At 62.7% G+C, this 26120-nt stretch carries 30 protein-coding genes; 9 read left to right on the top strand and 21 right to left on the bottom strand.

Annotation, left to right across the window (positions count from 1 at the left end; genetic code table 11):
* Window positions 1–5 precede the first annotated feature (5 nt).
* From ACZ5Y5_RS02315 to ACZ5Y5_RS02300, 4 genes are all read right to left on the bottom strand, one after another.
* On the bottom strand, window positions 6–761 hold the full coding sequence (locus tag ACZ5Y5_RS02315) for a peptidylprolyl isomerase (protein ID WP_464809602.1): 756 nt from the start codon (window positions 759–761) through the stop codon (window positions 6–8).
* 95 nt (window positions 762–856) lie between these two features.
* Window positions 857–1366: a pantetheine-phosphate adenylyltransferase gene (coaD, locus tag ACZ5Y5_RS02310; RefSeq protein ID WP_464809601.1), complete on the bottom strand. Its 510-nt coding sequence runs from the start codon at window positions 1364–1366 to the stop codon at window positions 857–859.
* Window positions 1367–1369: 3 nt separating this feature from the next.
* The gene (locus ACZ5Y5_RS02305; protein ID WP_464810445.1) at window positions 1370–2278 is read right to left on the bottom strand and encodes a polyprenyl synthetase family protein; all 909 of its coding nucleotides are present in this window, start codon (window positions 2276–2278) and stop codon (window positions 1370–1372) included.
* A gap of 11 nt (window positions 2279–2289) precedes the next feature.
* Window positions 2290–2550, bottom strand: coding sequence for an exodeoxyribonuclease VII small subunit (locus ACZ5Y5_RS02300; RefSeq protein WP_464810444.1), 261 nt, complete (start codon window positions 2548–2550; stop codon window positions 2290–2292).
* Window positions 2551–2720: 170 nt separating this feature from the next.
* On the opposite strand from ACZ5Y5_RS02300, the gene ACZ5Y5_RS02295 reads away from it, so the two are divergent.
* Window positions 2721–3104 carry a hypothetical protein gene (locus ACZ5Y5_RS02295; RefSeq protein ID WP_464809600.1) on the top strand — a complete coding sequence of 128 codons (384 nt, stop codon included), beginning with the start codon at window positions 2721–2723 and terminating at the stop codon, window positions 3102–3104.
* Window positions 3105–3169: 65 nt separating this feature from the next.
* Here ACZ5Y5_RS02295 and ACZ5Y5_RS02290 read toward each other — a convergent pair whose 3' ends face one another.
* Window positions 3170–3604 (bottom strand): DUF805 domain-containing protein, encoded by a 435-nt coding sequence (locus ACZ5Y5_RS02290; RefSeq protein WP_464809599.1) that lies wholly within the window; start codon window positions 3602–3604, stop codon window positions 3170–3172.
* A 108-nt stretch (window positions 3605–3712) separates the two neighbouring features.
* Between ACZ5Y5_RS02290 and purL the strand changes: the two genes are divergently transcribed.
* On the top strand, window positions 3713–5887 hold the full coding sequence (gene purL, locus ACZ5Y5_RS02285; RefSeq protein WP_464809598.1) for a phosphoribosylformylglycinamidine synthase subunit PurL: 2175 nt from the start codon (window positions 3713–3715) through the stop codon (window positions 5885–5887).
* 35 nt (window positions 5888–5922) lie between these two features.
* Here the strand turns inward: purL and ACZ5Y5_RS02280 are convergent, their stop codons facing one another.
* Entirely contained in the window at window positions 5923–6711 is a 789-nt protein-coding gene (locus ACZ5Y5_RS02280) for a methyltransferase domain-containing protein (protein ID WP_464809597.1), read from the bottom strand.
* A gap of 60 nt (window positions 6712–6771) precedes the next feature.
* Between ACZ5Y5_RS02280 and ACZ5Y5_RS02275 the strand changes: the two genes are divergently transcribed.
* The 3 genes from ACZ5Y5_RS02275 (at window position 6772) to bfr (ending at window position 8882) form a co-directional block, all read left to right on the top strand.
* Complete coding sequence (locus ACZ5Y5_RS02275) at window positions 6772–8016, top strand: DUF418 domain-containing protein (RefSeq protein WP_464809596.1); 1245 nt, start codon at window positions 6772–6774, stop codon at window positions 8014–8016.
* Window positions 8017–8072: 56 nt separating this feature from the next.
* The gene (locus tag ACZ5Y5_RS02270) at window positions 8073–8243 is read left to right on the top strand and encodes a (2Fe-2S)-binding protein (protein ID WP_066524390.1); all 171 of its coding nucleotides are present in this window, start codon (window positions 8073–8075) and stop codon (window positions 8241–8243) included.
* 159 nt (window positions 8244–8402) lie between these two features.
* Window positions 8403–8882, top strand: a complete 480-nt coding sequence (gene bfr / locus ACZ5Y5_RS02265) for a bacterioferritin (protein ID WP_464809595.1) — start codon at window positions 8403–8405, stop codon at window positions 8880–8882.
* Window positions 8883–8928: 46 nt separating this feature from the next.
* Here bfr and ACZ5Y5_RS02260 read toward each other — a convergent pair whose 3' ends face one another.
* Window positions 8929–9336: a (deoxy)nucleoside triphosphate pyrophosphohydrolase gene (locus ACZ5Y5_RS02260; protein ID WP_464809594.1), complete on the bottom strand. Its 408-nt coding sequence runs from the start codon at window positions 9334–9336 to the stop codon at window positions 8929–8931.
* 79 nt (window positions 9337–9415) lie between these two features.
* Between ACZ5Y5_RS02260 and ACZ5Y5_RS02255 the strand changes: the two genes are divergently transcribed.
* Window positions 9416–9601 (top strand): Flp family type IVb pilin, encoded by a 186-nt coding sequence (locus ACZ5Y5_RS02255; RefSeq protein WP_464809593.1) that lies wholly within the window; start codon window positions 9416–9418, stop codon window positions 9599–9601.
* A 134-nt stretch (window positions 9602–9735) separates the two neighbouring features.
* Window positions 9736–9897, top strand: a complete 162-nt coding sequence (locus tag ACZ5Y5_RS02250; protein WP_464809592.1) for a Flp family type IVb pilin — start codon at window positions 9736–9738, stop codon at window positions 9895–9897.
* 90 nt (window positions 9898–9987) lie between these two features.
* Here the strand turns inward: ACZ5Y5_RS02250 and ACZ5Y5_RS02245 are convergent, their stop codons facing one another.
* The 5 genes from ACZ5Y5_RS02245 to ACZ5Y5_RS02225 form a co-directional block, all read right to left on the bottom strand.
* Complete coding sequence (locus ACZ5Y5_RS02245; protein ID WP_464809591.1) at window positions 9988–11463, bottom strand: M48 family metalloprotease; 1476 nt, start codon at window positions 11461–11463, stop codon at window positions 9988–9990.
* A gap of 73 nt (window positions 11464–11536) precedes the next feature.
* Entirely contained in the window at window positions 11537–12481 is a 945-nt protein-coding gene (locus ACZ5Y5_RS02240; RefSeq protein ID WP_464809590.1) for an acetyl-CoA carboxylase carboxyltransferase subunit alpha, read from the bottom strand.
* 11 nt (window positions 12482–12492) lie between these two features.
* The gene (locus ACZ5Y5_RS02235; RefSeq protein WP_464809589.1) at window positions 12493–13413 is read right to left on the bottom strand and encodes a tyrosine recombinase; all 921 of its coding nucleotides are present in this window, start codon (window positions 13411–13413) and stop codon (window positions 12493–12495) included.
* A gap of 4 nt (window positions 13414–13417) precedes the next feature.
* Window positions 13418–15226, bottom strand: coding sequence for a hypothetical protein (locus ACZ5Y5_RS02230; RefSeq protein WP_464809588.1), 1809 nt, complete (start codon window positions 15224–15226; stop codon window positions 13418–13420).
* A gap of 4 nt (window positions 15227–15230) precedes the next feature.
* Window positions 15231–15419 carry a hypothetical protein gene (locus ACZ5Y5_RS02225; protein WP_464809587.1) on the bottom strand — a complete coding sequence of 63 codons (189 nt, stop codon included), beginning with the start codon at window positions 15417–15419 and terminating at the stop codon, window positions 15231–15233.
* 82 nt (window positions 15420–15501) lie between these two features.
* On the opposite strand from ACZ5Y5_RS02225, the gene ACZ5Y5_RS02220 reads away from it, so the two are divergent.
* Together ACZ5Y5_RS02220 and aroB are read left to right on the top strand one after the other, a co-directional pair.
* On the top strand, window positions 15502–16050 hold the full coding sequence (locus tag ACZ5Y5_RS02220; RefSeq protein ID WP_464809586.1) for a shikimate kinase: 549 nt from the start codon (window positions 15502–15504) through the stop codon (window positions 16048–16050).
* Window positions 16041–17147, top strand: coding sequence for a 3-dehydroquinate synthase (aroB, locus tag ACZ5Y5_RS02215; protein ID WP_464809585.1), 1107 nt, complete (start codon window positions 16041–16043; stop codon window positions 17145–17147). Before ACZ5Y5_RS02220 ends, aroB begins: the two co-directional genes overlap by 10 nt.
* Window positions 17148–17337: 190 nt before the next feature.
* On the opposite strand, the gene rpmE is transcribed toward aroB, so the two are convergent.
* From rpmE to frr, 9 genes are all read right to left on the bottom strand, one after another.
* Window positions 17338–17562 (bottom strand): 50S ribosomal protein L31, encoded by a 225-nt coding sequence (gene rpmE / locus ACZ5Y5_RS02210; RefSeq protein ID WP_340265159.1) that lies wholly within the window; start codon window positions 17560–17562, stop codon window positions 17338–17340.
* A gap of 243 nt (window positions 17563–17805) precedes the next feature.
* Entirely contained in the window at window positions 17806–18288 is a 483-nt protein-coding gene (gene fabZ / locus ACZ5Y5_RS02205; RefSeq protein ID WP_464809584.1) for a 3-hydroxyacyl-ACP dehydratase FabZ, read from the bottom strand.
* Window positions 18289–18297: 9 nt separating this feature from the next.
* Window positions 18298–18960: an OmpH/Skp family outer membrane protein gene (locus ACZ5Y5_RS02200; protein ID WP_464809583.1), complete on the bottom strand. Its 663-nt coding sequence runs from the start codon at window positions 18958–18960 to the stop codon at window positions 18298–18300.
* The gene (gene bamA / locus ACZ5Y5_RS02195) at window positions 18960–21608 is read right to left on the bottom strand and encodes an outer membrane protein assembly factor BamA (RefSeq protein WP_464809582.1); all 2649 of its coding nucleotides are present in this window, start codon (window positions 21606–21608) and stop codon (window positions 18960–18962) included. Before bamA ends, ACZ5Y5_RS02200 begins: the two co-directional genes overlap by 1 nt.
* Before the next feature lie 93 nt (window positions 21609–21701).
* On the bottom strand, window positions 21702–22835 hold the full coding sequence (gene rseP, locus ACZ5Y5_RS02190; RefSeq protein WP_464809581.1) for an RIP metalloprotease RseP: 1134 nt from the start codon (window positions 22833–22835) through the stop codon (window positions 21702–21704).
* Window positions 22832–23989 (bottom strand): 1-deoxy-D-xylulose-5-phosphate reductoisomerase, encoded by a 1158-nt coding sequence (locus tag ACZ5Y5_RS02185; RefSeq protein ID WP_464809580.1) that lies wholly within the window; start codon window positions 23987–23989, stop codon window positions 22832–22834. Before ACZ5Y5_RS02185 ends, rseP begins: the two co-directional genes overlap by 4 nt.
* The gene (locus ACZ5Y5_RS02180; RefSeq protein ID WP_464809579.1) at window positions 23989–24765 is read right to left on the bottom strand and encodes a phosphatidate cytidylyltransferase; all 777 of its coding nucleotides are present in this window, start codon (window positions 24763–24765) and stop codon (window positions 23989–23991) included. The genes ACZ5Y5_RS02185 and ACZ5Y5_RS02180 overlap by 1 nt, the downstream gene beginning before the upstream one ends.
* A gap of 3 nt (window positions 24766–24768) precedes the next feature.
* Window positions 24769–25512, bottom strand: a complete 744-nt coding sequence (locus ACZ5Y5_RS02175) for an isoprenyl transferase (RefSeq protein WP_464809578.1) — start codon at window positions 25510–25512, stop codon at window positions 24769–24771.
* Window positions 25513–25556: 44 nt separating this feature from the next.
* Window positions 25557–26114 carry a ribosome recycling factor gene (frr, locus tag ACZ5Y5_RS02170; RefSeq protein WP_464809577.1) on the bottom strand — a complete coding sequence of 186 codons (558 nt, stop codon included), beginning with the start codon at window positions 26112–26114 and terminating at the stop codon, window positions 25557–25559.
* Window positions 26115–26120 lie beyond the last annotated feature (6 nt).

The following is a 26120-nucleotide window of genomic DNA, read 5'->3' as shown; positions in this document are numbered from 1 at the left end:
CCGCCTTACTTCCTCTTCGCCGCAGCCTTCTTTGCCGGGGCCGGCGCAGGGGCGACGATGGACGGCGCAGGCGGCGTGGGCAGCGCCGTGACAGGTGGCTTGCCATCGCTTTCGATCGACGCCTGAAGGATCGTGCTCGGATTGACGGGAGGCTCACCCGGCGCGATCGCATCGACATATTGCATGCCTTCGATCACGCGGCCGAACACCGTATATTTCTTGTCCAGCTGCATGCGCGGCAGGAAGAGGATGAAGAACTGGCTGTTCGCGCTATTTTCATCCTGCGCGCGAGCCATCGACACGGTGCCGCGCAGATGCGGCATCGGATTAAATTCAGCCTGCAGGTCAGGAAGCGACGAACCGCCGGTGCCGTCGCCCTTGGGATCGCCACCCTGAGCCATGAAGCCCGGAATCACGCGATGGAATTTCAGGCCATTGTAGAAGCCCTGCCGCGTCAGCTGCTTGATACGCTCCACATGATTGGGCGCGATGTCGGGACGCAGCTGGATACGGACGCGGCCGCCGCTCGACAGGTCAAGGTCCCACACATTCTGCGGATCGACCGGCACGGTGGCGGGCGGCAGCTTGGCCGCGGGGTCCTGCCCCAGCGACTTTGCATTCTGCTCGGCGCGGGCAGCGGCCTCCGCCTTCTTCATCGCTTCGGCATTGCCTCCACCGCCGCCTTGGGCCAGCGCCACACCGCCGGACGCATAGAGAGCGACAGTGATCACCACGGTCTTGAACGCCGAACTGAACCGCATGGATAAGCTTTCCCTGATATCTTGACGCCTGATGGCGAAGCTGCCCTGATAGCGCGCTCTTCGCGATTGGCAACTGAACGAAGGCTGAGCGGCCTTTATTGGCCGCCCTTCTGGCCGATCAGCGCGACCCGGGCGACCACCTCATCCCGCACCCGAGGACTGACGAACTTGTCGATCGGCCCGCCATAAAGGGCGATTTCCTTTACAAGGCGCGAGGCAATCGGCTGGAGCGAAACGTCGGCCATCAGAAACGCGGTCTCGACCCGGTGGTTGAGTTGCCGATTCATGCCGGTGAGCTGATATTCATATTCGAAGTCGGTGACGCCCCGAATACCCCGGATGATGACCTTGGCGCCCTGCGATTCGGCAAAGTCCATGAGTAGGGAGTTAAAGCCGGTGACGACAATGTCCGCGTCGATATCGGCACATTCGCGGCGAACCATCTCCAGCCGCTCCTCGTCCGAGAACATGGGGGACTTGGCAATGTTGGTAGTGACCCCGATCACGAGCTTATCGACCAGCTTCGCGCCCCGGCGAATGATGTCCATGTGCCCCAATGTGATCGGATCGAACGTGCCGGGATAGACCCCCACCCTCTTGCTCATGCCCTACCGGTCCCTTTCCACGATATAGTCTGCGATCGCCCGCAGCAGATCGGCCTCCCCGCCGAACCCATGAAGATGCGCCTTGGCCTGATCGACAAGCATCCGCGCCTGTTCGCGCGCACGATCGACCCCGAGCAGAGAAACGAAGGTTTCCTTGCCCGCCGCCGCATCCTTGCCCACCGCCTTGCCCGCGAGGTCAGCATCACCTTCCACATCCAGCAGATCATCGGCGATCTGGAAGGCAAGACCGATGTCGCGCGCATAGCCGTGCAGACTAGTGCGCGCCTCAGCCGGGATGCGGGCCATGATGGCGGCGGCATCGACGCAAAAGCTGATGAGCGCACCAGTCTTGAGCTGCTGAAGCCGGGTAACGGTCGCGAGGTCGAAGCTGGCATTTTCCGCCACCAGATCCATCATCTGCCCACCCGCCATGCCGGCCGGGCCGCTGGAGAGCGCAAGCGCCTTTACCAGTTCCACGCGGACGAAGGGGTCAGGGTGCGTTTCCTCGTCCGCCAGCACTTCAAAGGCGAGGTCGTGCAGACAGTCGCCAGCCAGAATGGCGGTCGCCTCGTCGAAAGCCTTATGGATCGTCGGCTTGCCCCGGCGCAGGTCGTCATTGTCCATCGCAGGCAGGTCGTCATGCACAAGCGAATAGACATGGATACATTCGACGGCGAGGCCCACCCGGAGCACGGACTCGCGCGAAATATTGAACAGCTCGCCCGCCGCCTGAACCAGCAGCGGCCGCAGACGCTTGCCCCCGCCGATGGCGGCGTGGCGCATCGCTTCGTAAAGGCGCGCGCGCGGATCGCCGGGAACGGCCAATAACAGCTCAAAGGCATGATCCACATCGGCCGCGACCGCAGCTGCGCGGGTGGCGATCAGCGCCCTGCCGGAGGAGACGCCCTCCATAACCGCCGCGCTCAATCGGCGCCGAACGGCTGTGCGCCCGTCACAGCGCCGGTGGGATCGATCGTCAGCTTCTGGATACGGGCCTCTGCGGCCTGCAGTCGTTCAAGGCAGCGCTTCCGCAATTCTTCGCCCTGCGCATAAAGCGAGATGGATTCATCGAGAGGTACGTCGCCGCTTTCCAGCCTGCGAACGATCGACTCGAGCGCGCGCAGCGCATCCTCAAACGACAATTGGGACAAATCGCCCTGCTCAGTCTTGCTGTCCTCGGCCATGTCTTCTGCATTGGCGTTGGCCGCAAGCCGGGTCAAGTCCGCACCGCAAGACAGGGCCATTTCCCTGCTCCCCGGTCACGAAAACGTCATGAAACGAGCCAAGAGGCTGGCGGAATTTGGGCAGTTTTGCGTTGACGCTTGCATCGCCAAGTGCACATAGAAGGACCGCTATGAAATATTATCTCCCCCTGATTTCCGCCATGGCTCTCAGCCTCCTGTCCGCTTGCAACAATAATGACGAACCTGAAGTCGTGGGCGGCCCGGCCGACCCGATGGCCGAAAAGCTCGCCAATGCGGCGCCGGTCGAACTGCCGCCTTCCGTGAAGGAAAGCCACCAGTATCGTTGCAAGGACAACAGCCTGATTTTCGTCGATTTCATGAGCGACGACAAAACAGCCAACCTGCGCACCGAAAAGAACGGATCGCCCACCAAGCTGGTCGCGGCCGAACCGGGCAAGCCCTTCACCGCCGAAGGTGGCTATTCGGTCGAAGGTAGCGGCAAGCAGATCACTGCCACCCTGCCGGGCAAGAGCGCGCTTAGCTGCAAGGCATAAGGCCGCTTCTTTTCGCACCTTTCATGGGCCGGGCCTCCTTCCCTACGGAGCCCGGCCTTTTTCATTCATGCGCGTCTCAGTTCAGGTTCGCCCACTTCGACAGGATCGGGGCCGAAGCGGTTAGGGCCGCGCGTCCCGCTCATGATGAAGAAAACCAGCAGGACCAAGCTGCCGATCACGGGAAAGAAGATGATCAGCAGCCACAAGCCGCTGCGATCCGTATCATGCAGGCGGCGGACCGCAACAGCCAGCCAGGGGATGAGAATCGCCAGACCGAAAAGCCCAGTGAGCGGACCGCCACGCGTACGGTAGCCAGTGTCAAACGACCAAGGCCCATGCCGCACCCAATGTTCAGTGGTGCTGAGCCCCAACAGGCTCTCCACGATACCGATCACGGCGAAGCAGAGCAGCAGGAACAGGATGAACATCCAATATTCCTTGGGCCGCGATCGCCCTGTGAACCGGGCATAGCGGCGTAGCGGCAACAGCATCCATTCCATCTTACGCGTCTCCCTGCCGGGGGGCTGGACGCATATAAGTAGCATGTTTTCCCGAGTTGCGCTGGCCAAGGATTGTCTATCCGCCGCGCCCCCGCTAAAGGCGCGCTCATGTCGACCGCAGCCACCCAGATCACCCCGGAAATCGTCGCCGAACATGGCCTGTCGCCGGAAGAATATGACCGCGTTCTGAACGCCCTCGGCCGCGAGCCGAATCTGACGGAACTGGGTATCTTCTCGGTCATGTGGTCGGAGCATTGCTCTTATAAGTCGAGCCGCATTCACCTGAAGAAGCTGCCGACCGAAGGCCCGCAGGTAATTTGTGGCCCCGGCGAGAATGCAGGCGTCGTGGACATTGGCGACGGTCAGGCCGCCATCTTCAAGATGGAGAGCCACAACCACCCGTCCTACATCGAACCCTATCAGGGCGCGGCTACGGGCGTCGGCGGCATCCTGCGCGACGTCTTCACCATGGGCGCGCGTCCGGTAGCGAACATGAATGCGCTGCGCTTCGGCCGCCCCGATCACCCGAAGATGAAGCATCTCATCAGCGGCGTGGTGCATGGCATCGGCGGCTATGGCAATTGCGTCGGCGTGCCGACCGTGGGCGGCGAGGTGAATTTCCACCCGGCTTATGACGGCAATATCCTGGTCAATGCGATGACCGTCGGCGTCGCGGACACGGACAAGATTTTCTATTCGGCCGCCAGCGGCATCGGCAATCCGATCGTCTATGTCGGATCGAAGACCGGGCGCGACGGCATCCATGGCGCCACCATGGCATCGGCCGATTTCGGCGACGACGCGGACGCCAAGCGTCCCACGGTGCAGGTTGGCGATCCGTTCACCGAAAAGCTGCTGATCGAAGCCTGTCTGGAGTTGATGGCGTCGGACGCGATCGTTGCGATCCAGGATATGGGCGCAGCGGGCCTCACCTCCTCCTCCGTCGAAATGGCGTCGAAGGGCGGCGTAGGCATTCAGCTCAACATGGACGATGTGCCGCAGCGTGAAACCGGCATGACGGCCTATGAAATGATGCTGTCGGAAAGCCAGGAGCGCATGCTGATGGTGCTCCAGCCGGGCAAGGAAGCTTTTGCCGAAGCCATTTTCCGCAAGTGGGAGCTGGACTTCGCGGTGATCGGCCATGTGACCGACACCGGCCGCATGGTGCTGGTCCACAAGGGCGAGACGGTGTGCGACATTCCGCTCGCCCCGCTGGCCGACGACGCGCCGCTCTATGATCGCCCGGCGTTGCCGAAGGACGAGTATAAGGCCTGGTCTGGCGTCAAGCCGCTGGGGGACATTCCGGCGTCGGATATCGGCGCGGACCTGGTCAAGCTGATGGGCTCGCCCGACATCGCCAGCCGCCGTTGGATCTGGGAACAGTATGACCATATGGTCGGCGCGGACACAGTGCAGCGCCCCGGTGGCGACGCGGCGGTGGTTCGCGTGCACGGCACTCAGAAGGGCATTGCGATCAGCACCGATTGCACGCCGCGTTATTGCTATGCCGATCCCTATGAGGGCGGGAAGCAAGCCATCGCGGAATGTTATCGCAACATCAGCGCGGTTGGCGCGACGCCGCTGGCGGTCACCAATTGCCTCAACTTCGCCAATCCGCAACGGCCGGAAATCATGGCGCAGTTCACCGGCTGTCTGGAAGGCATGGGCGACGCCTGCCGCGCACTCGACTTCCCGATCGTCTCGGGCAACGTCAGCCTCTACAATGAATCCAAGGCGACGGGCGGTGGATCGGCTATCCTGCCCACGCCCGCCATTGGCGGCATCGGCCTGCTCCAGAACATCGATGTGATGGCGACGGTGGCCTTCAAGAATGAAGGCGATGCGATCTGGGTCATCGGCGGCGAAGGGTCGCATCTCGGTCAGTCGATCTGGCTACGCGAGATCGCGGGTCAGGAAGCGGGCGATGCGCCGAAGGTCGATCTGGCGGCGGAACGCGCAAATGCAGAAGCAGTGCGGACGCTGATCGCAGAGGGCAAGGTCAACGCAGTGCATGACATTTCGGATGGCGGCTTGCTGGTCGCCGTGACGGAAATGGCGCTGGCTGGCGGCGTCGGCGCAGAATTGAGCGTCCAACTCACGACCGCAAGTGCCTTTGGCGAGGACCAGGGTCGCTATGTCGTTGCGGCGGCGCAGGGCGTCGAGATTCCCGGGGCCGAGCGGATCGGCACGACCGGCGGTGACAAGGTCGCGGGCGTGGCGCTGGCTGCGTTACGCTCTGCCCATGAGGCATTCTTCCCGGCGCTGATGGACGCGGAGCTGTAAGGCAGGCCAAGAACCACCGTCATGCTGAAACAAGTTCAGCATGACGGACATGGTTGGGTAGCCGGGCGAGTTATTCTGCCGAACAGCAGTTGATAAACGTCGTCACCACCAGCTTCGTCGAAGGCGGTCATCACCTGCCTCAATTGCTTCGGCGAGAGTGGCGCCCTCCCCTCACTCGGCACCACCGCTCCGATGCCTTTCAGATGGCGCACCAGCCCTCGCGCGCTGCCGCTGGACAGCAGATATTCTTCATCAAAGGCGAAGGCGTCCTCGCAGCGCGCAAGCATCGCGCGAAGCTTGGTGAGGCTGGGATAGGCCGGCACGCCGGCTACACACCCGCATAGCTCATGCGCCTGCCGCCACCGCGCAAAGCTCCCCTCCCCCATCGTCGAGAAGATCAGGCTTCCGCCCGGACGTAGCAGCCGCGTAAGCCGCTCCAGCGCGTCTGCCAAGTCATCAAACCATTGGAAGGCGAGGCTGGAAAGAATGAGGTCGAACCACTCACCTTCAAAAGGCGGCGCCTCTCCGTCCATGGTAAGGAAAGTGCCCGCCACGAAAGCGCCCTTTGCCGTTCTCGCAAGCATGTCGGGCGACAGATCGGTAACGACCAGTTCCGCTGCGGGCCAACGCGCCTGGATGTGCCGGGTCAACAGACCAGTGCCGCACCCGATCTCCAATATGCGCTCAACGCCATGGGGCTTCTGCCGCTGCGCCAGATCGGCCACCAACGCCGCAGCCGCGCGCTGCGGCCCGGCATGATCGTCATAATGATCCGCCGCCGCGCCGAAGGCATCGCTTATCCGTTGCTTGCGGCCGCTGTTCATGGCTAGTCGCATGGCAGAGCGCCGCCCGCTTTGCCAGTATCTTTGAGGAACCCCCGCCGCATGACTGCTCCCTCCACCCGTATCGCCGCGATGGACGTGCTGCGTGGCTGCGCGGTGATGGGGATATTGTGGATGAACATCACCGCCTTCGCCCTGCCCCAGACCACCTATTTCAACCCAGCCGCTGTTGGGCCGCTGTCATGGGGCGACAAGCTGTTCTGGCTGGTCAGCTTCCTCCTTTTCGACGGCAAGATGCGCGCGCTGTTTTCGATGCTGTTCGGCGCGTCGATGCTGCTGCTGATGGACCGGGAGGAGATGGCGGGACGCAGCGGCCGCCGCGCACAGATCATCCGTGCCGCATGGCTGTTCGTTTTCGGCCTCGCCCATTATCTGCTGCTCTGGTGGGGCGACATTTTGATGACTTATGCGCTGGTCGGGTTGGCCGCGCTTCTGTTCATCCGGCAGGAGCCGCTCTCACTCATCAAATGGGCCTTTCTGTTCTTTCTGGCCCATTTCCTGATCTGCACCGCTTTCATCGTCAGCCTCTATGGCTGGTCCCATGCCGCCTCTGCACCCGGCGCCGCAGCGAGCATTCGCGACGGCTTTGCGCAGTTCACCGGCCCCTTCGTCAATCCCCACGATCCGGCCATCGTCAAGGAAATCGCGACCTATCGCAGCGGCTTCAGCACAATCGTCGCGCATCATCTGCATCTCTATTTGAACGACTGGTGGTGGACATTCCTGTTCACCGCCTTCGACACATTGGGCTTCATGTTGATGGGCATGGCCATGCTGAAGGGCGGGTTCCTCGCTGGACGGTGGGAGGCGGAGCAATATTGGCGCACCGCGCGGCACTGTTTCCTGATCGGCCTGCCGCCGATGGCCGCCCTTGCCGCCTGGCTGATGCTGCGCGATTTTCAGGCGCTGCCCGCCTTGGGGACGGCGCTTGCCTGGTCCTTCCCGTTCCGGATTCCATTGGCCGTGGGCTGGGCTGCCCTGATCCTGTGGGTGCTGATGCGATATCGTGACCGGCGCCTCATGATGGCGATTGCAAGGACAGGCCGACTGGCGCTCAGCAATTATCTCGGCACCAGCCTGATCATGTGCGCGGTCTTCTATGGGTGGGGCCTGGGACTCTTCGGCCATTTGCGACCCGCCGAACTGCCGCTGCTGGTGATTTGCGCTTGGTTGGCGATGCTGGTCTGGTCAACCGCATGGCTGGCGCGATTCGCCATGGGGCCGATGGAATGGCTGTGGCGCAGTCTTTCCCGCGGAGAAACGCAAAAGATTCGCAACAGCATCTGAATTTCTATTGCGACCCATTATCATCTAGGCTATTTCTCGATTCCAGGGAGAGCCTCATGGTCGTCTGTGTCTGCAATGCCATTCGCGAAAAGGATCTGAAGGAAGCCGTCCGCGGCGGCGCGGACACGCCCTGCAGCGCTTATGCCCGTTTGGGCCGCCGCCCCAAATGCGGCCAGTGCGTTCCCTTCGCTCGCACGATCATCGCCGCAGAACGCGCTACTGCCTGACACTATTGCGGATCAGCCGCAGTCATTTCGCCAGAACAATAGCGAAGCCGACGCAATAGCGAGCCGCAGAAATGGCGGATTTCTGAGGCTTTCGGATTAACATAGCGCCGAAATGGGCTATAGTTACGGCTTCATTCCAATAAGCCGGAGCAATGCGCCATGAAGGGCGATCCCAAGGTCATCGATTATCTGAACGAGGTCCTCAAGAATGAGCTGACCGCGATCAACCAATATTTCCTGCACTACCGCATGCTGGATCATTGGGGCATCGAGAAGCTGGCTAAGTTCGAATATGAAGAATCGATCGACGAAATGAAGCACGCCGACAAGGTCGCCGAGCGCATTCTCTTTCTGGACGGCCTGCCCAATTTCCAGCTGCTCGGGCGCCTGAAGATCGGCGAGACGGTTGAAGAGGTGCTGAAGGCCGACCTTGAACTGGAATATGAAGCCCTGCCCGTGCTGAAGGACGCCATCGCTCATTGCGAGTCGGTGCGCGACTATGTGAGCCGCGACCTGTTCCAGTCGATTCTCGAAAGCGAGGAAGAGCATGTCGATACGCTCGAAACCCAGTTCGAGATGATCGAACGCATGGGCATCCAGAACTATATTCAGTTGCAGAGCAAGGCAGCGGAAGAGTGATCCGCCGGGCGGGGTAGCGCATCCGGCAGCACCCCGCCCTCTCCGTTTAGATCAGCGAATCGAGTAAGCCGATCAGCGGCAAGTCCGCTGGCGGCATCTCCAGCGCATACATCTGGTTGGGCCTGACCCATTTCAGCTCCGTCGCGTGACGCGCTTCGGGCAGGCCTTCCCATTTACGGCAGACATAGAGCAGCAGAAGCAAATGCCGATCGCCCAGCGCTTCGCTGGCGAAAGCTGCTGGCGCAAGGCAGCTGGCGTGGGTGCGAATGCCCAGCTCTTCTTCCAACTCGCGTATCAGCGCGGTTTCGGGCGTTTCGTTCGATTCGACCTTGCCGCCGGGAAATTCCCATAAGCCCGCCATCGCCTTCCCGGGCGGGCGTTGCTGCAGCAGCACGCGACCCTCGGCATCCACCAGGGCGGCGGCAACCACGAGCAGCGGAGAAATTGTCGTCATATCGGTCCAGTAAAGGGGTTTGTTAACTCTGGCTCTTTTACAAGGTCAAGCGGGGCTGTCTGCAACAAACGGTGGTGACATGCGCGGGTTGATCGAAAGCATATCCCGATTGGGACTGCTGCAATGTCAGCGGGGGGCTACCGCAGTCGAATACGGGTTGATCCTGGCGCTGATCTGTCTCGCCCTGGTCGCTGCGCTGTCGAACGTCGCGAACAAGACGATCGGCATGTGGAACAATGTCGCGACAGAAGTTCTCGCGCATTAACCATCAATATCTGACACTTCCATCTCTCCATTAAATCTTTGTCAACCTAACCCACGTAAACCGTCCATAGCTGACCTAATTCCAAGCGGGGCGGCCGGGTAGTAAATCGGGAATTTAAGTCAAGGAGACTTCAAATGCAGTTCGTGCGTAAGATGCTGAAGAACGAAAAGGGTGCAACGGCCATCGAATACGGCCTGATCGCGGCTCTGATCGCCGTCGCCGCCATCGGCGCGATGACCAGCCTCGGCGGCAAGCTGGGCAACACCTTCAACAATGTCTCGGGCAACCTGAAGTAAGTCCGAAACCATTGTGAAAGAAGGGCGGCGGGAGCAATCCCGCCGCCTTTTCTTATGCGCGGCGCTTCTCGCGAGAGGCGGCCGCGACCTTTAGATAATGATCTTCACCCGCTGGCCGGGACGCAGCACGCTTTGCGCAGTCAGCGCATTGAGCGTGAGGAATCGATCCAGCTGATAATCGGGATAAGCCATGCGGCGGCTGAGCGACTGCACCGTGTCGCCAGCTTTGACGGTTATCACGCTGACGCGCCGTGGCTTGATCGCGGCGGCCTCTTGCGGCGTGAGGCGCTGAACCGACTGCACCATGGACGTAAAGGGGCCAACCCCCTGACCCGCCGCAGTCAGCAGAAGGAAATGATAGGCTTTCCCGCCGCCAAAATCGTAGGCGAAGACCGTTGCGTCCACCTGGCTGGATTGTGTGCTGGCTCTGATGGTTCGCCAGGCGGCAGGGATGCCGTTTACGGTCGTACGCCGCACCTCCCCTTCGGGCACGCGGCTATTGCTGCCGCCCAGCTTGGCGAAGACCGAACTGACGTAGGCGCCCAGATCTCCTGAATAGGCGGCGCTGCCAAACTGGGCCTGCCCTCCAGAGCCGGATACGGATACGGCGTCAGCGGCGTTTTCCATGCCGAACCCGGAAGGCGCGGTGAAGGCCAGCCGCAGATCGGGATGACGGAAGCGGCTCCCCTCGATGACGCCCTGACGCGGATCGTCGCCATAGAGGACCCCATCGAGCGCCGTCAGAAACGCCTCTTTATTGCGCGCGCCGGACGAGATTTTTTGCGCCGAGGCGTTGCGGGCCGCACGGCCGACGCGTGACGCGGGATCAGGGTGCGTACTCGCCCATTCTGGCACTGAGCGAGCGTTACCGGTCACGCGCGAATCGAGGCTGCTCTGCGCTGCGAGCGACGCCAGCATGGTGGATAACGCACGTGGGTCATAACCGCCCGCCGCGAGATAGCGGATGCCAAGGTCATCCGCCTCATATTCCTGCGAACGCGAGAATTTGAGCGTCAGCAATTGGCTGCCAGTCCCGATGCCCTTCTGCAACAGCCCGGCAAAAGCCGAGTCGCCCAACAAAGCGCCCGTCAGCACTTGCAGGAGCGTGCCGCCAATCGCATTGCGCTGCGCCGCCTGTTGCCGCCTTTGTCCATGCCGCGCGGCGACATGGCCGATTTCATGGCCCAGCACGCCCGCCAGTTCAGCCTCGTCATTCATCAGCGCCATGAGTTGACGGGTCACATAGACATAGCCGCCGGGAATGGCGAAAGCGTTGTTGACCGGCGAGTTCAGCAGCGTGACGGTGAAATCGCTCTGCGCGTTGGAAAGGCCGGACTGCACCGCGATCCGTCGGCCCACGGTCTCCACATATTTTGCCTGTGGCCCAGCATAGGCGCCCCCAAATTCATTGAGCAATTGCGGATGCTGCTTTGCTCCGCTCGCCTTGTCCTGTGCGCTGATCGATGAAACAGTACGGATTGCGCGCTGCTGACCCATCACCGCTGGTGCGGCAAGCGCGGCGGCCATCCCGGTTGCGCCGCAAATCCATCCTATCGCCTTATTCATGCCTCCTCCACATGCTCAGCCTGTTGCCAGCACGTAACGAGATTAGCGGGCGCATGTTCCGAAGGCGGCGAGGTCAGGCCCCGATCGCGAGAAACTTGTCGGCGCGATCGGTACGCAAATCCTGAGGGCTGAGCCCAGTCAGCGAATCAAGCTCTTCGCCGATGGCGGCGCCCAGATTGGCGATCGCCTGCACCGGCTCGCGATGCGCGCCGCCGGTGGGCTCAGGGACGATGCGGTCAATGACGCCCAGCGCTTTCAGATGCTGCGCCGTCACCTGCATCGCGGTGGCAGCGTCGCTCGCCTTGTCGGCCGTCCGCCACAAAATGGATGCGCATCCTTCGGGCGAAATGACCGAATAGACCGCATGCTCGAACATCAACACGCGGTTCGCCGCCGCCAGAGCAACTGCGCCGCCAGAGCCGCCCTCGCCCACCACGGCCGCGACCATCGGCACACCAAGGGCCAGGCACTGCTCGGTTGAGCGAGCGATCGCCTCGGCTTGGCCGCGCTCTTCGGCCTGCACGCCGGGAAAGGCCCCCGAGGTATCGACCAAAGTCACCACCGGGAGGCCGAACCGATCCGCCAGCTGCATCAGGCGGATCGCTTTGCGATATCCCTCGGGCTTCGCCATGCCGAAATTGTGACGCACGCGGCTGGCGGTGTCGTCGCCCTTCTCATGGCCGATCACCATGACGCGGCGCTCGCCCAGCATCGCCAGACCGCCGATGATCGCCTGATCGTCAGAAAAGGCGCGGTCGCCAGCCAGCGGCATGAAATTGTCGAACATGCCCGCGACATAGTCCTTGAAATGCGGACGGTCGGGATGGCGGGCGACCTGCGTCTTCTGCCAGGGCGTCAGCTTGGCGTAGGTGTCCACCAGCATCTTCGCAGCGCGCTGCTCAAGCTTGTCGATCTCGCCGCCAATGTCGATATCGCCAGCGCTGGCCGTCGCGCGCAGTTCGATGACGCGGGCCTCAAGCTCCGCGATAGGCTTTTCAAATTCCAGAAAGCTAACCATGGGCGACGGCGTTAGGGCGCAGATGCCTCGTCGTCAACGAAACGATGGCGCATTGTCGCCAGTGGATGGCGGCTGTTGACCAGTTCGACGAGGCGGCGGCTATCGACATGGGTATAGATTTGCGTCGTACCGATATCGGCATGGCCCAGCATGGACTGAAGAGCGCGCAGATCCGCCCCGCCCTCCAGCAAATGCGTCGCGAAGGCGTGGCGCAGCACATGAGGGCTCACCCTCTGCGGTGCGATGCCTGCGGCGGCGGCAAGCTGCTTCACCATCTGATAGAGGCGGATGCGGCTGACATGACTTTTGCCGGAGGGAAAAAGCCAAGGGCTGCCGGCGGGCACATGGGCCAGCCAGGCAGCGACAGCCGCGCGCGCACGGTCGGAAATCGGCACCAACCTCTCCCGCGCGCCCTTCCCCTTCAGGATGAGGAACGGGCGATCAGCGGCAAGCGCGCGGCGCGGCAGGGACACAAGCTCCGTGGCGCGTAAGCCGGACCCATAAAGCAGTTCGATAAGTGCTGAGAGGCGCAGGTCGAGGGGCGAAGGATGTTCGACGGCCAGCTTCTGCTCGATGAGGGTGAAAAGGGAATCGACCTCCTGCGCCGACAATATCTTGGGCAAAGGCCGCCGCGTAACCGGACGCGGCAAGGCGGAAGATGGGTTGTCCGCCCTCAGCCCTTCTTCCTCCAGAAAACCGTAGAAGGCCCGCAGGGCGGAGGATTTACGTGCAACTGAGGACGCCGCGAGGTCCGCCCAGGCTGCGGCAAGTCCGGCAATCGCATCCTTGGTGGCGCTGGAAAGCCCGTTCAGCAGGCTTCCTGCCCCCTCCAGATCGGCGCGATAGGCAAGCAGAGTATTGCGCGACGCCCCCCGCTCGGCCGCCATCATTTCCAGAAAGCGATCAATCAGCGCCCGGTCCTCTCCATCCATGGCGTCAGGTCCGGCTAATTGCCTCCGCCGCGATCATGCGTGCTTCGGGGTCGAGTCCGACCTGATGCAGCGCCGCGACGATATGATAGAGATGCGCAGGGGGCAGGCGCCCCCAATCGGCAGTCTGCAAGCCGACCGCCGCCAGCAAAGCCACCGTCGCCTTTTCCCCACGCGAGGCCGCTTGGCCGATCGCGCGCGCCCAACGGCTGTTGGCGGCGAGATTAAGTCCGTTGTCCTGCGCCAATGAGGCGCTCACCTGCGGATTCAGGCGGGCGAGACCGGCGAGTGCGGCGATCAGCATCTGCCCTCTCGTGCCGCCAGCTTCTTCCACGAAGGAAGATACGCGCCCCTCGCTGATATCGACCACTGCGCTCGGCGCACCTACTGCGAGCAGCGCCCACAAATCTCCGGCGCCGTCTCCTTCCGCCTGCCGCGCTACTCCGCTCCAGCGAGCAGCGCTACGGTCATAACCGGCCGTCAGCATCGCGGCGACGAGATTGGCGGCGTCACGGGCTTCAACCGTAGAGATTGGCAAGGCCGCAGCCGCGCGCGCGGTGGCGATCAAACCCACATAGTCGGGCTTGGCATTGTCACGCCATAATGTGCGCATCGCCTGAAGCCGTTCATCGGCCGATGCACCGCGATAGGTAGTCCGCAGGGCATCGATCCGGTCGGCGATCTCCGGAGCGGCATCGCCGTCCGCGCCGAGTTGGCTATAGAAACCGACCAGCGCCTTGTTGGAGAACACGCCAAGCCGCGCCGCCGCTTCGGCGCCCGGCAAGCGGCGAACTGCGCTCAGCGCAGGGGCCCGCGCTTCCCACGCCCGCACATGCTGACCGGCGGTGGCGTAAAGCGGTTCGGGAATTTCGACATTAAGCGCGGTCGCAAGACCGAAGCGCCATGCCGTCAGCCGATCCACCGCATCCCATTCGATCTTCACCGAACGCCGCGCATTGAAGCCGGTGCCGACGACCTTTTCCGCGAGACGATAGTCGATGCCGCGCACCACGCCGCGCCGCTGCGCCTGGTTAAGCGCAGCACTGGCCGACCCCTGATCGCCTGACAGCGCCGGGCAGATCGCACGGGTCATGTCCCAGCCCGGTTCCTTGCTGTAACGCAGCGCGCCCGCCGAGAGCGGGCAAAGTCCGGCCGGGTCCGCCGTCGCGAGATAGGTCTGCATCGCCACGGCATAGAGGCGCGGCGTGAATTGATCGGAATCGACGCTCTGCACCAGCAGGCGTGCACTGTCCGCTTCCCCCATGCGCAGCAACAGCCAGGCCCGCTCGGCCACCCAGTCAGCGCCATTGATGTCCCGCGGCGTATCTGTTGCGGACAGCAATGCGCGGCGGAGCAGGATGGAGGCCCAGCGCGAGGTGATCGGCGCCCGAGTCTCCTTCATCAAGGTCGCGAGGAAAAGCCCCGACTGCGCGCCGAAAGCATTGGGCGCAAAGCCAAGCCGCTCCGGCGTCAGCGGGCCGACGCGATCGAGCGTCCGGCGCGCACCCTCAGGAAGATCATATTTCTGCTTCTGCGCCGCCAGTTCTTGTTCGGACAGGGCATCTTCAGCGCCATTTTCCATCCCATTGTCGGCAGGAGCCTCCGCGCTGGGGGGCAAGGGCTGGACCATCGGCACGGGAGCAGCGGGCGTGACAGGCCGGGCAGGCTGCGGCCCCGACGGCGGCGGCGCTTCGGGCGCTTCGCCGAAACCGGGCGGCAGCAGCGATTCAGGAGCCTCCTGCGCGATCACCGGCAACGCCAGAGCGAGCGCGAGCGTACCCAGCGCCCATTTCGCATTCACCCGGCTTTGGCGCATGATTTTATTTGCCCAGCTTTTCGGCGGGAATGGCCTTTTCCACGCGCTGCTGCGGGCGTTCGCCGCCGCGCGACCAAAGCAGCGCGACCAAGCCGATAAGCAGGGCGATCAGAATGATGGGAATGATGGGCAGGCGTGTCCCCCGACGGCGTGAGCTGCTTTCGAAGGTGCTGAAGGAACGATTGCTTCTCATGGATCCTTGTGCGGCCGAGCCGGAAAGTTGAGGAAAGTTGCGATTTGCCTCTGCGACGGGGGGATGTATAGCCCCCTCCGCCATGCAGCGAAACAGCAAATCCGTGTCCCCGCAGTCGAAGCGCGGCCCGATCGTCCTTATCGGCATGATGGGCGTGGGAAAATCGACCGTGGGCCGCAGGCTGGCGGCGCGGCTTGGGTTGACCTTTGTCGACGCCGACGAGGAAATCGAAAAGGCGGCGGGCATGACGATCAGCGAAATGTTCGAACGCTATGGCGAGCCCTATTTCCGCGACGGCGAACGGCGCGTGATCGCCCGGCTGCTGGATGACGAGCCCAAGGTGATCGCGACCGGCGGCGGCGCTTTCATGCAGGATGAAACCCGCGCCCTGATATTGGAGCGCGCGACGGCCGTGTGGCTGGACGCCGATATTGACACCTTGGTCGATCGCGTGTCCCGGCGAGAGGGGCGTCCGCTACTGAAAGGCAAGGACCCGCGCGTGGTGCTGACCGAACTCGCCGCCGCGCGCAATCCCTACTACGCGCTCGCCCCCATTCATGTGAAGAGCATCGCCGCGCCTCATGAGGTGGCGGTCGAACGCATCCTGGAGAAACTGGTCGCATGGCATTAGTCCGCGTCGCGCTCGATGCGCGCAGTTACGATATCGTCATCGAACAGGGCGCGCTCGACCAAGCGGGCGATCATCTGGCGCAATATGCGCGCAAGGGCCGGCTGGTCGTCGTAACCGACGCCAATGTGGCGAAGGTGCAGCTGCCCCGGCTGGAAACCGCCCTGCGCGCGGCGGGAATCGCGGCAGAACCGATCGTCCTTCCCGCCGGCGAGCAAACGAAAAGCTGGCGGCATCTGGAAGAACTGCTCGACCAGCTGCTGGCGCTGGAGGTGGAGCGCGGCGATCATATCGTGGCGCTGGGCGGCGGCGTGATCGGCGATCTGGTGGGCTTTGCCGCATCGATATTGAAGCGCGGATGTCATTTCATCCAGGTGCCAACGACCCTGCTAGCACAGGTCGACAGTTCGGTGGGCGGCAAGACCGCGATCAACACGCGCGCGGGCAAGAATCTCATCGGCAGCTTCTACCAACCCAGCCTCGTGCTGATCGATCCATCGACCCTCGACAGCCTGCCGCTGCGCGAGACACGGGCGGGCTATGCCGAGGTCGTGAAATATGGATTGATCGACGATCCGGAGTTTTTCGCTTGGTGCGAAGCGCACGGCGCCCGCCTGTTGGAGGGCGACCGTGAGGCACGGGAATTCGCGATCGAACGCAGCGTACGAGCTAAAGCGGCGATCGTCGCAGATGACGAGCGAGAAACCTCCGGCCGCCGCGCACTCCTCAACCTTGGCCATACATTCGGTCATGCGCTGGAGGCGGATACCGGCTTCTCCGACACGCTGCTGCATGGCGAAGGCGTTGCGGCAGGCATGGCCCTCGCCTTCCGCTATTCGGCACGGCTGGGGCTCTGCGCGCCGGAGGATGCGGAGCGCGTGACGACGCATCTGAAATCCGTGGGACTGCCCCACGATCTCGCCAGCGCCCATGTCACGGGCGATGGCGCCGCGCTGGTCGGGCATATGCTGCACGACAAGAAGATGGCGGCCGGCACCCTCCCCTTCCTACTTGCGCGGGGGATCGGGCAGACATTCCTGTCGAAGGATGTCGTGCTGGAGGATGTGGCGGCGTTTCTGGATGAGGAAAGAGCGGGCTGAGGCAAGCTCGCTTTGAGCAAACATCGAGGTTCCGCACCCTTACACGCGCATCCGTTCGCTCGAGCGAAGTCGATAAGCGCAAAGTGCGGCGCTGCCGTTTTTCGACTGCGGTCGAAACGAACGAAGTTTCTGCACAATAAAAAAGGGCGCCTAGCGGGCGCCCTTCTCATTCGTCCGTTGAACGGAGCGATTACTTCTTCAGCGTCAGGCCGCCGAAACGCTTGTTGAAGCGCGCCACCTGACCGCCCTGCTCCAGCTGACGCGTACCGCCAGTCCAGGCCGGATGCGACTTGGGATCGATGTCGAGCGCCATCGTGTCGCCTTCCTTGCCCCAGGTCGAGCGGGTGCGGAAGGTAGTGCCGTCGGTCATCTGGACGGTGATGAAGTGGTAATCGGGGTGCGTATCGGCCTTCATGAATCTGCTCCGTCTATGGGCCGGTTTCCGACCGGCCATGGATGCGTAAAATAGCGAAGGCGCGCGGTTACATGGGATTTCCCATGAACGCAAGCCTTGTCATCGGCGCAACTTTCCTCTCCGTTCGGGCTGAGCTTGTCTAAGCCCCTGCACCTTCGTTCGAGAAACGCCCTTCGACAAGCTCAGCCCGAACGGAGGTGGGTGACGCCAGTCACGCGTGCTCAGCCGAACCGACAGCTACGATCAATCCACCGGCGGATCGGCGATCATCGCAACGAAATTCGCCTCTGCGCAGAGCTTGCCGTCCACCGAAGCCTTGCCGACGAACTTGCAGACTCGGCCGCGAATCTGGAGCAATTCGACATGCAGGTCGAGCAGACAACCCGGCTCCACCGGATTGCGGAACTTCGCTCCGTCGATGCTCATGAAATAGACGAGCTTGCCCGAACCGCGCAGGTCGAGCGTCTCGACCGTCAGCACGCCTGCAGCCTGCGCCATCGCCTCGACGATCAGCACGCCGGGCATGATCGGCCGTCCAGGGAAATGCCCCTGGAAAAAGGACTCGTTGATCGACACGGCCTTGACCGCGTGGATCTTCTCGTTGGGAACGAGAGTAACCACGCGATCGACGAGCAGCATCGGATAGCGGTGCGGCAGCGCCGCCATGATCCCACGAATGTCGATGGAACCAGTGGCGGCGGATGCCGCGTCAACTTCCCCCGTCATCGGCTAGGATCAGCGCGAAGTCGGCTGCTGCGACGGGTTGGCGGGAGCCGCTGCGGCAGGCGTCGGAGCCTGACCACGCGCGCCACCGGGCTGCCAGCCAGCGGGCGGCGTGATGCCGACGCTGGGCACCAGCGCGTTGAGTTCGGTCACGACCTGCTGCGTAATATCCACGGTCGGCTGATAGGACACGGTCGCGTCGGGAGCGATGACCAGATCGACCTTCGCCTTGGTCATGGCGGACTTGAGCGCATCGGACAGCTTGGCCGAAATCTGCTCTTCGACATAGGCGTTGGCGAGCGCGATCGGCTGACCCAGACGCTGCAGTTCGGCCTGGCCGTTCTGCTGGGCCTTCTGAGCAGCTTCATATTGAGTCTGGATCGCCGGGGTCGGCTTGCCACCCGCTGCCTTCAGAGCAGCGTCGAGCGCCGTGCCCTTTGCCTTGAGGTCAGCATCAATGGCGTTCTTACGCGCCGTAAAGCTGTCAATTTGCGCCTTGTAGGTGGTCTGGATCTGCGTGCGCGCGGTGGTGTAGGCAGAACTGGTAGCGACGGCCCGCTGCAGATCCACGACGGCAATGCCTGTCTTCGACTGTGCAGCAGCCGGCGCGCTGGTCAGCACGATGGCAGTCATGGGCGCAAGAGCGAGCGCCGCAGCCTTGATAATCGTCTTCATTAGAATTGAGTCCCTACGTTGAAGCTGATGAGCTGAGTGTCGTCCCCTGGTTCCTTGAGCAGGGCCTTGGCGATGTCGATACGGAATGGCCCGAACGGCGAGTTCCAGTTGACGCCAAAGCCCACGGAAACACGCGGCTTGAGCGTGTCGCCGAGATATTGTTCAGTAAAGCCGGAGCCCTCCACATAGGCGATGTCATAGCCTGCAGCGGGAGGAACGTTACTGCAATTCCCTGGGCTGCTTGCGCGCTCCGGCGCACGAGCCGGATTGTTCGAGTTAGTCTGTGGGGTAATCGAACAATATCCGGGGAAGTTGGTCGGGACCGGATCCCGCAGGCCGGCCACAGCGCCCGCATCGACAAAGACCGACGGTCGCAATCCCATCTCCCGAGCACCCGAGCCCAACGGAATCTCCACCTCGGCACGCGCGAGATAATAGATTTTGCCGCCCAGCGCGTCGTCCCTGACATTTTTATTGTCAGTGCTCGGAACATAAGCGCCGGTAGTCGGGTCCTTGACCAGATAAAGGCGCTTAACTCGAGGCCCGATGCCGCGAATGTCAAAACCACGGATTTGCGGGTTGCCAAGGAAGAAACGGTCGGTCAGGCGGATTTTGTCCACGATTTCGCCCGTGGCATCCCGACGCTCGCCTTCAAGGCTGTGGATGTAGCCACCCTCACCTGAGAGCGAGAAGATGAATCCTCCCCCCAGCGGCCAATATTTCGACGCATTCAGACGCGTACGGATATATTTTACGCTTCCGCCAAGGCCTGCGAAGTCCTGGCTCACGACCATATTGTGTCCGCGCGTCGGGCGGATGCGATTGTCGCGGTTGTCATAAATGAGCGAGTAGCCAAGCGAGGAAGTAGTCCGCTTGCCGATCGCGTCGCACAAATAACGCCCGGCCAGGATCGGATCGCAGACACCGTTGGTGTAATAGGTGTCCTTGTCCAGGCTCACATCATCCAGATTGAGGCTGTAGCGGAGCGCCAGCGACATATATTCGGTGATGGGCACGCCTGCCCGGATCTGGAACCCGGTCGTCGTCTGCTTGTAGGTAGTATCGCGGTCGTTGCCGTTACCCAGATAACGGAAGCTGTTGAGGTCGCGGCGGTAGATGTCGCCGCCCAGCGCGATATTCTTGTCCATGAAATAGGGCTCGGTGAAGCCCAGTTCGACCGACTTGGAATAACTGGAATAGTTGACGCTGGCACGCAGTTCCTGGCCCTTGCCGCGGAAGTTGCGCTGAGTGATCGAGGCCGCGACGATGAAGCGCTCCAGCGAGGAGAAACCGGCCGAGAGCGACAGTTCGCCGGTCGACTTTTCCTGGACGTTGGTTTCCAGCACGATGCGGTCCGGCGCGGAGCCAGGCTTCTGTTCGATATCCAGCTTTTCCTGGAAGAAGCCGAGCGAGTTGATGCGGTCCTTCGAACGCTTGACGAGGAAGCTGTTGAACGCGTCGCCTTCCGCCAGGCGGAACTCGCGGCGGATGACCTTGTCCTGCGTCAGCGTGTTGCCGTTGATATCGACCCGTTCAACATAGACGCGCGGTGCGTTGGCGATGCGGAAATTGATCCCCATCGTCAGGCTGTCCTTGTCGCGGTTGAAGTCGGGCTGGACGTCGGCGAAGGCATAGCCGAACAGGCCGGCGGTCTCGCTCAGCGTATCGACCGTGTCCTCGACCTGCTTGGCGTTATACCAGTCGCCCTTCTTCATTGGCAGCGTCTTGGTGAGCGAGGCGCCCGACAGGTCGCGAATGTCCGACTCAACCTTCACATCGCCGAATTTGTACCGCTGACCTTCTTCCACCACATAGGTGATGATGAAGTCCTGCTTGTCCGGCGTCAGTTCCGCCACGGCCGAAATCACGCGAAAATCGGCATAGCCCTCTGTCAGATAGAATTGACGCAGCTTCTGCTGGTCATAAGCCAGGCGATCGGGGTCATAGCTGGTGCCGGAGGAGAAGACGCGGAACCAGCGCGACTGCTTCGTCACCATCTGGCTGCGCAGTTCGCCATCGCTGAACTTCTCGTTACCGATCACGTTGATCTGGCGGACCTTGGACTTGGGTCCTTCCGAAATCTCGAACACGATATCGACGCGATTCTGGTCGAGTTGCACCATCTTGGGCTCGACCGTCGCGGCGAAGCGGCCCTGACGGCGATACAGTTCGATGATGCGGGCGACATCCGCGCGGACCTTCGACCGGGTGTAGATCTGGCGCGGCGCGAGCTTGATCTCCGGACGGATCTTGTCTTCCTTCAGCCGCTTGTTGCCTTCCAGCACGATGCGGTTGATGACCGGGTTTTCCTTCACCTCGATGGTGAGCGCGCCATTGTCGTTGCGGATTTGCACATCCGCGAACAATTCGGTCTCGTAAAGGTCGCGCAGCGCCTGGTCGAGCGACTCCTGAGTAAAGGGCTGACCGATGCGCAGCTTGGTGTAGGACAGGACCGTGTCGGGTTCCAGGCGCTGCTGGCCTACGACATTGATGCTGCGGATGGTACCCGCGGCGGGTGCTACGGCCGGAATGGGCGCGGCCGGTGCGGCAGCTTCCTGCGCCAGCACGGGAACCGCAGACAGGCCGCCGAACATCGTCGTTGCCAGAAGGGCCGCGACAACCGGGCGCTGTCTCTTGCTGCTCATCATCGCTGTCACCCGCTCCACCCTTTTACAAAAAAGCAAATGTTCGTTCACGCCGGGAAAGACGACGCTAAATCGCGCCTCCCTGCCCGATACGGCTTAGCCGATCAAGCCGGACAGGCGTTCCCAGAGGCCGAAAGAAGATAAATCGTTGAAAGTCACCAGCATCATCATGGCCAGAAGCACCGCCAGGCCCGACCGGTAAGCCCATTCCTGCACGCGCGGGCTGACCGGCCTACGCTGTACCGCCTCCACACCGTAAAACAGCAGATGACCGCCATCCAGCATGGGGATTGGCAACAGGTTGATGAACCCCAAGTTAATCGAGATGAGCGCCATGAAGAAGACGAAGCTCTCGATGCCCAGCGTCGCCGCCTGACCCGAAACCTCCGCGATCTTGAGCGGGCCGCCCAGTTCCTTCACCGACCGGCCGCCGCCCAATATCTGGCCCAGCGTTTCAACCATGGTGCGGATGATCTGGCCCGTCTGCTTGATCGCGACGACGGGCGCGCGCCAAAGCGGAACCGGCTCGATCACGGGCTCACCCGGAGCGATCCCCAGCCTTCCAATCCGGTAGCTGTTGCCGAAGCCATCCCGCTCCTGCACGGCGCCTACGCGGCCCTGCTTTTCGATGCTCTTTCCCGCGCGATCGATCAGGATCGTCACCGGCTCGCCAGCCCTGATCTGCGCGTAGAGCCGAATATCGTCGAAAGTCGCCATCTCGCGCCCGTTGAGCGAGACGATACGGTCCCCCGGCTGAATGCCCGCCGCAGCCGCGGCGCTGCCCGGCTGCACCTGCCCCGCGACGGCAGGCGTACGGCTTTCGCCATGCGCGAAGGCGAAGGCGGCAAGGATCAGGATGGCGAAGAGGAAGTTGATGAACGGTCCCGCCGCCACGATCGCAGCGCGCTGCCATAGCGGCTTGGCCGGAAAGCTTTCCGCGCGTTCGGCTGCGGGAAGCTGCAACCAGGCAGGGTCCGCCTGACTGGCGGCGTTCATGTCGCCCTTGAAGCGAACATAGCCGCCCAGCGGCAGCGCGCCGATGCGCCAGCGGGTGCCGCGACGGTCCACCCAAGCGGCGATTTCCGGACCGAAGCCGATCGAAAAGGCCTCTGCCTTCACCCCGCACCAGCGGCCGACCAGATAATGACCCAGTTCATGCACGAAAACGAGCGGTCCGATGACCGCTACAAAAGCGAGGACGGTCAACAAGAAGCCGGGGTTCTGGATCAAGCAGTCAATCTTTCCATCACATGTCGCGCCATGCTTCGCGCCTGCGCATCCGCTTCCAGCACATCGTCGATCCCGCTTGGCACTGGCGCGCTATAGCGGTTCAGAACATCCTCCACAATCATGGCGATATCAAGGAAGCCGATCGCGCCTTTGAGGAAAGCCGCCACGGCGACTTCATTAGCGGCGTTGAGAATCGCCGGGGCCGCCCCACCCGCTTGTGCTGCGTCCCGCGCCAGACGGAGCGCGGGGAAGCGATCTTGGTCCGGAGCCTCGAAGTCCAGCCGCCCTGCCTGCGCCAGGTTCAGCGGCTGGCACGGCGTCTCCATTCTCTCTGGCCATGCAAGCGCGCTGGCGATCGGGATGCGCATGTCGGGCGATCCCAGCTGCGCCAGTGTCGAACGGTCGCGATATTCGACCATGCTGTGGATGATCGACTGGGGATGAACCAATATCTCTATCCGGTCGAGCCCGATGGGGAAGAGATGAGCGGCCTCGATCAGTTCCAGACCCTTGTTCATCATGGTCGCGCTATCGACACTGATCTTCGCGCCCATCGACCAGTTAGGATGGGCCACCGCTTGGGCGGGCGTGATGCCGCGCATCTCATCATGGCTGCGGGTGCGGAAGGGACCGCCGCTCGCGGTCAGGATGATCCTTGCCACATCTTCCAGGCGGCTTCCCGCAAGGCACTGAAATATCGCATTATGTTCGCTATCGACCGGCAACAGGGTCGCGCCGGACTGCTCGACGGCGTCCATCATGAGAGCGCCCGCCGAAACCAGCGACTCCTTGTTCGCCAGTGCAACCGTGCCGCCTGCCTTCAACGCCGCCATGGTGGGGCGCAGGCCCGCACAGCCGACGATCGCCGCCATGCTCCAGTCCGCGCCAGCTTCGGCCGCCTCGACCAGCGCGGCTTCGCCAGCCGCGACTTCGACACCCGATCCCTGCAAGGCCGCTTTCAGCGCATCATAGCGCGCAGCGTCCCCAATCACCGCGATGCGCGCATTACATTGGCGCGCCAGCTTCGCCAGCCCCTCGACGTCGCTATGAGCGGTGAGCGCAACGACTTCGAAAGCGCCGGGGTCGCGCTGGATAAGGTCGAGCGTGGACATACCCACAGAGCCCGTCGCGCCGAAGATGGAAACCTTACGCATCAGGAAAACACCAGAAAAAGGTAGAGCAGCGCCGCCAGCGGAGCGGCTGTGGCTACGCCATCCAGCCGGTCCATCACCCCGCCATGACCCGGTAGCAGATTGCCGCTGTCCTTGACCCCGGCCCGCCGCTTCATCGCGCTTTCAAGCAGGTCGCCAAGCTGCGCCGCCACCGCCAGCAGGCCGCTCGCCGCGGCAAGCTGAATCGGCAAGCCTGCAAAGCGGTGCAGGAGGAAACCAACGACCAAGGCCGCGAGTACGCCGCCGCCCAGCCCGGCCCAGGTCTTGGACGGGCTGATCCGGGGAGCCAGCTTCGGCCCGCCGATTGCGCGTCCGGCGAAATAAGCCCCGATGTCCGTGGCCCATACGAGCGAGAGCGCCCAGAAGGCTAAGAGGCGGCCGAAATTGCTCGGCTCCTGCTGCCGCAGGAAGATGAGCGCCATCACCGGCACGCAGACATAGAAAATGCCCGTGGCAAGCCGCAACGATCGCGTGATCAGCGCGACGAAGAAGAAGGCCGCCACCGTCAACGTGAACGCCGTCCAGGACACTCCCGCCGCCAAGGGGCAAAGCAGCGCCAGCGGGACCGACACGGCGAACATCGACAAGCGCCGATGTTCTGGCGCTGCGCCGGTCAGGTCAGCCCACTCGCCCTGCATCAGCACGCCCGCGATCACGAGCAGCAGCCAGAAGAAGAATCCGCCGAAATACAGCGCCGCCGAAGCCAGAAGCACAAGGAAGATGCCGACGATCGTGCGGGTGCGAAGCTCGCTCGACATGGATCACAGCCCGCCGAAACGGCGGTCCCTCAGGCGGAAGGCATCAAGCGCCTCTGCAAGCGCCCGCGCATCGAAATCGGGCCAGAGGGTCTCGGTAAAATAGAGTTCCGCATAAGCCGCCTGCCACAGCATGAAATTGCTGAGCCGCTGTTCGCCCGATGTGCGGATCAGCAAGTCGAGCGGCGGCAGGTCCGCAGTGTCTAGGCCCGATTCCACATCATCAAGGCCGATCGCGTTCGCATCAATCTCGCCTGCCTGAACACGCCTGACGATGCTCTGCGCCGCCCTGACCAGTTCGTCCTGCGCGCCATAATTGAGCGCGATGGCGATGATCGGCCCCGTATTGGACGCGGTCCGCGCCACCGCCCGCTCGATCAGATCAACGAGCCCGGGATCAAGCGCCTGATAATTGCCGATAACGCGCAGTCGGACGCCATTTGCATGAAATTCGTCCAGGTCGGATTCGATGAAGCGCCGCAGCAAGCCCATGAGGTCGGCGACTTCGCTCGCCGGCCTTTTCCAATTTTCAGAGGAAAAGGCGTAGAGCGTCAGACATTCAAGTCCCAGATCGCGCGCCGCCCGCGCCACCCGGCGCACCGCTTCCACGCCGGCGCGATGACCCGCGATGCGCGGCAGGAACCGCTTCTTTGCCCATCGGCCATTACCGTCCATGATGATGGCGACATGGCGCGCACCATGGCCGGACGCGCCGCCATGAGCGATGTCGGACTGGGCCTGGCTGGCCATCAGATTAGCGCGCGAGCGGTGGACACGGGGCGGAGCGTCCCGGCTCAGTGGCCGAGAATTTCCTTCTCCTTGGCGGCAGCTGTGGCATCGATATCGGCGATGGTGCTGTCCGTCAGCTTCTGGACCTCCGTTTCGAGGCGCTTGCGCTCGTCCTCGCTGATCTCGCCCTTCTTTTCATCGGTCTTCAGGCTATCCATGCCGTCGCGGCGGACATTGCGCACCGCGATCCGCGCGCCTTCGGCATATTTGCTGGCGAGCTTGGCCAATTCCTTGCGCCGTTCTTCGGTCAGGTCGGGGATCGGCAGGCGCAGCGTCTGGCCGTCAACAATCGGGTTGAGGCCCAGGCCAGCCGAGCGGATCGCCTTGTCGGCCGGGCCGACATTGCTCTTGTCCCATACCTGCACCGACAGCATGCGCGGTTCGGGCGCGGAGACGGTCGCAATCTGGTTCAGCGGCATATGCGCGCCATATACCTCGACCGTGACGGGATCGAGCAGCTGGATGTTGGCGCGGCCGGTGCGCAGGCCCGCCAGATCGCCCTTCAGCGATTCGACGGCGCCGTGCATGCGGCGTTCAAGGTCGGCCTTGTCATATTGAGCCATGGTATT

It is taken from the genome of Sphingobium sp. TomTYG65 (assembly GCF_055395525.1).
This window is presented reverse-complemented; position numbering and strand designations above follow the sequence as displayed.

What these genes read in the sequence shown, in the direction of transcription:
- bamA (WP_464809582.1), bottom strand. Translation starts at nt 21,608, where the DNA reads ATGATGAGCAGCAAGAGACAGCGCCCGGTTGTCGCGGCCCTTCTGGCA.
- ACZ5Y5_RS02305 (WP_464810445.1), bottom strand. Translation starts at nt 2,278, where the DNA reads ATGGAGGGCGTCTCCTCCGGCAGGGCGCTGATCGCCACCCGCGCAGCT.
- coaD (WP_464809601.1), bottom strand. Translation starts at nt 1,366, where the DNA reads ATGAGCAAGAGGGTGGGGGTCTATCCCGGCACGTTCGATCCGATCACA.
- ACZ5Y5_RS02240 (WP_464809590.1), bottom strand. Translation starts at nt 12,481, where the DNA reads ATGGTTAGCTTTCTGGAATTTGAAAAGCCTATCGCGGAGCTTGAGGCC.
- ACZ5Y5_RS02250 (WP_464809592.1), top strand. Translation starts at nt 9,736, where the DNA reads ATGCAGTTCGTGCGTAAGATGCTGAAGAACGAAAAGGGTGCAACGGCC.
- ACZ5Y5_RS02315 (WP_464809602.1), bottom strand. Translation starts at nt 761, where the DNA reads ATGCGGTTCAGTTCGGCGTTCAAGACCGTGGTGATCACTGTCGCTCTC.
- ACZ5Y5_RS02185 (WP_464809580.1), bottom strand. Translation starts at nt 23,989, where the DNA reads ATGCGTAAGGTTTCCATCTTCGGCGCGACGGGCTCTGTGGGTATGTCC.
- ACZ5Y5_RS02245 (WP_464809591.1), bottom strand. Translation starts at nt 11,463, where the DNA reads ATGAATAAGGCGATAGGATGGATTTGCGGCGCAACCGGGATGGCCGCC.
- aroB (WP_464809585.1), top strand. Translation starts at nt 16,041, where the DNA reads ATGGCATTAGTCCGCGTCGCGCTCGATGCGCGCAGTTACGATATCGTC.
- ACZ5Y5_RS02260 (WP_464809594.1), bottom strand. Translation starts at nt 9,336, where the DNA reads ATGACGACAATTTCTCCGCTGCTCGTGGTTGCCGCCGCCCTGGTGGAT.
- ACZ5Y5_RS02300 (WP_464810444.1), bottom strand. Translation starts at nt 2,550, where the DNA reads ATGGCCGAGGACAGCAAGACTGAGCAGGGCGATTTGTCCCAATTGTCG.
- ACZ5Y5_RS02230 (WP_464809588.1), bottom strand. Translation starts at nt 15,226, where the DNA reads ATGCGCCAAAGCCGGGTGAATGCGAAATGGGCGCTGGGTACGCTCGCG.
- purL (WP_464809598.1), top strand. Translation starts at nt 3,713, where the DNA reads ATGTCGACCGCAGCCACCCAGATCACCCCGGAAATCGTCGCCGAACAT.
- frr (WP_464809577.1), bottom strand. Translation starts at nt 26,114, where the DNA reads ATGGCTCAATATGACAAGGCCGACCTTGAACGCCGCATGCACGGCGCC.
- ACZ5Y5_RS02235 (WP_464809589.1), bottom strand. Translation starts at nt 13,413, where the DNA reads ATGGATGGAGAGGACCGGGCGCTGATTGATCGCTTTCTGGAAATGATG.
- ACZ5Y5_RS02295 (WP_464809600.1), top strand. Translation starts at nt 2,721, where the DNA reads ATGAAATATTATCTCCCCCTGATTTCCGCCATGGCTCTCAGCCTCCTG.
- rpmE (WP_340265159.1), bottom strand. Translation starts at nt 17,562, where the DNA reads ATGAAGGCCGATACGCACCCCGATTACCACTTCATCACCGTCCAGATG.
- ACZ5Y5_RS02175 (WP_464809578.1), bottom strand. Translation starts at nt 25,512, where the DNA reads ATGGCCAGCCAGGCCCAGTCCGACATCGCTCATGGCGGCGCGTCCGGC.
- ACZ5Y5_RS02220 (WP_464809586.1), top strand. Translation starts at nt 15,502, where the DNA reads ATGCAGCGAAACAGCAAATCCGTGTCCCCGCAGTCGAAGCGCGGCCCG.
- ACZ5Y5_RS02275 (WP_464809596.1), top strand. Translation starts at nt 6,772, where the DNA reads ATGACTGCTCCCTCCACCCGTATCGCCGCGATGGACGTGCTGCGTGGC.
- fabZ (WP_464809584.1), bottom strand. Translation starts at nt 18,288, where the DNA reads ATGACGGGGGAAGTTGACGCGGCATCCGCCGCCACTGGTTCCATCGAC.
- ACZ5Y5_RS02180 (WP_464809579.1), bottom strand. Translation starts at nt 24,765, where the DNA reads ATGTCGAGCGAGCTTCGCACCCGCACGATCGTCGGCATCTTCCTTGTG.
- ACZ5Y5_RS02280 (WP_464809597.1), bottom strand. Translation starts at nt 6,711, where the DNA reads ATGAACAGCGGCCGCAAGCAACGGATAAGCGATGCCTTCGGCGCGGCG.
- ACZ5Y5_RS02225 (WP_464809587.1), bottom strand. Translation starts at nt 15,419, where the DNA reads ATGAGAAGCAATCGTTCCTTCAGCACCTTCGAAAGCAGCTCACGCCGT.
- ACZ5Y5_RS02270 (WP_066524390.1), top strand. Translation starts at nt 8,073, where the DNA reads ATGGTCGTCTGTGTCTGCAATGCCATTCGCGAAAAGGATCTGAAGGAA.
- ACZ5Y5_RS02255 (WP_464809593.1), top strand. Translation starts at nt 9,416, where the DNA reads ATGCGCGGGTTGATCGAAAGCATATCCCGATTGGGACTGCTGCAATGT.
- ACZ5Y5_RS02200 (WP_464809583.1), bottom strand. Translation starts at nt 18,960, where the DNA reads ATGAAGACGATTATCAAGGCTGCGGCGCTCGCTCTTGCGCCCATGACT.
- bfr (WP_464809595.1), top strand. Translation starts at nt 8,403, where the DNA reads ATGAAGGGCGATCCCAAGGTCATCGATTATCTGAACGAGGTCCTCAAG.
- ACZ5Y5_RS02290 (WP_464809599.1), bottom strand. Translation starts at nt 3,604, where the DNA reads ATGGAATGGATGCTGTTGCCGCTACGCCGCTATGCCCGGTTCACAGGG.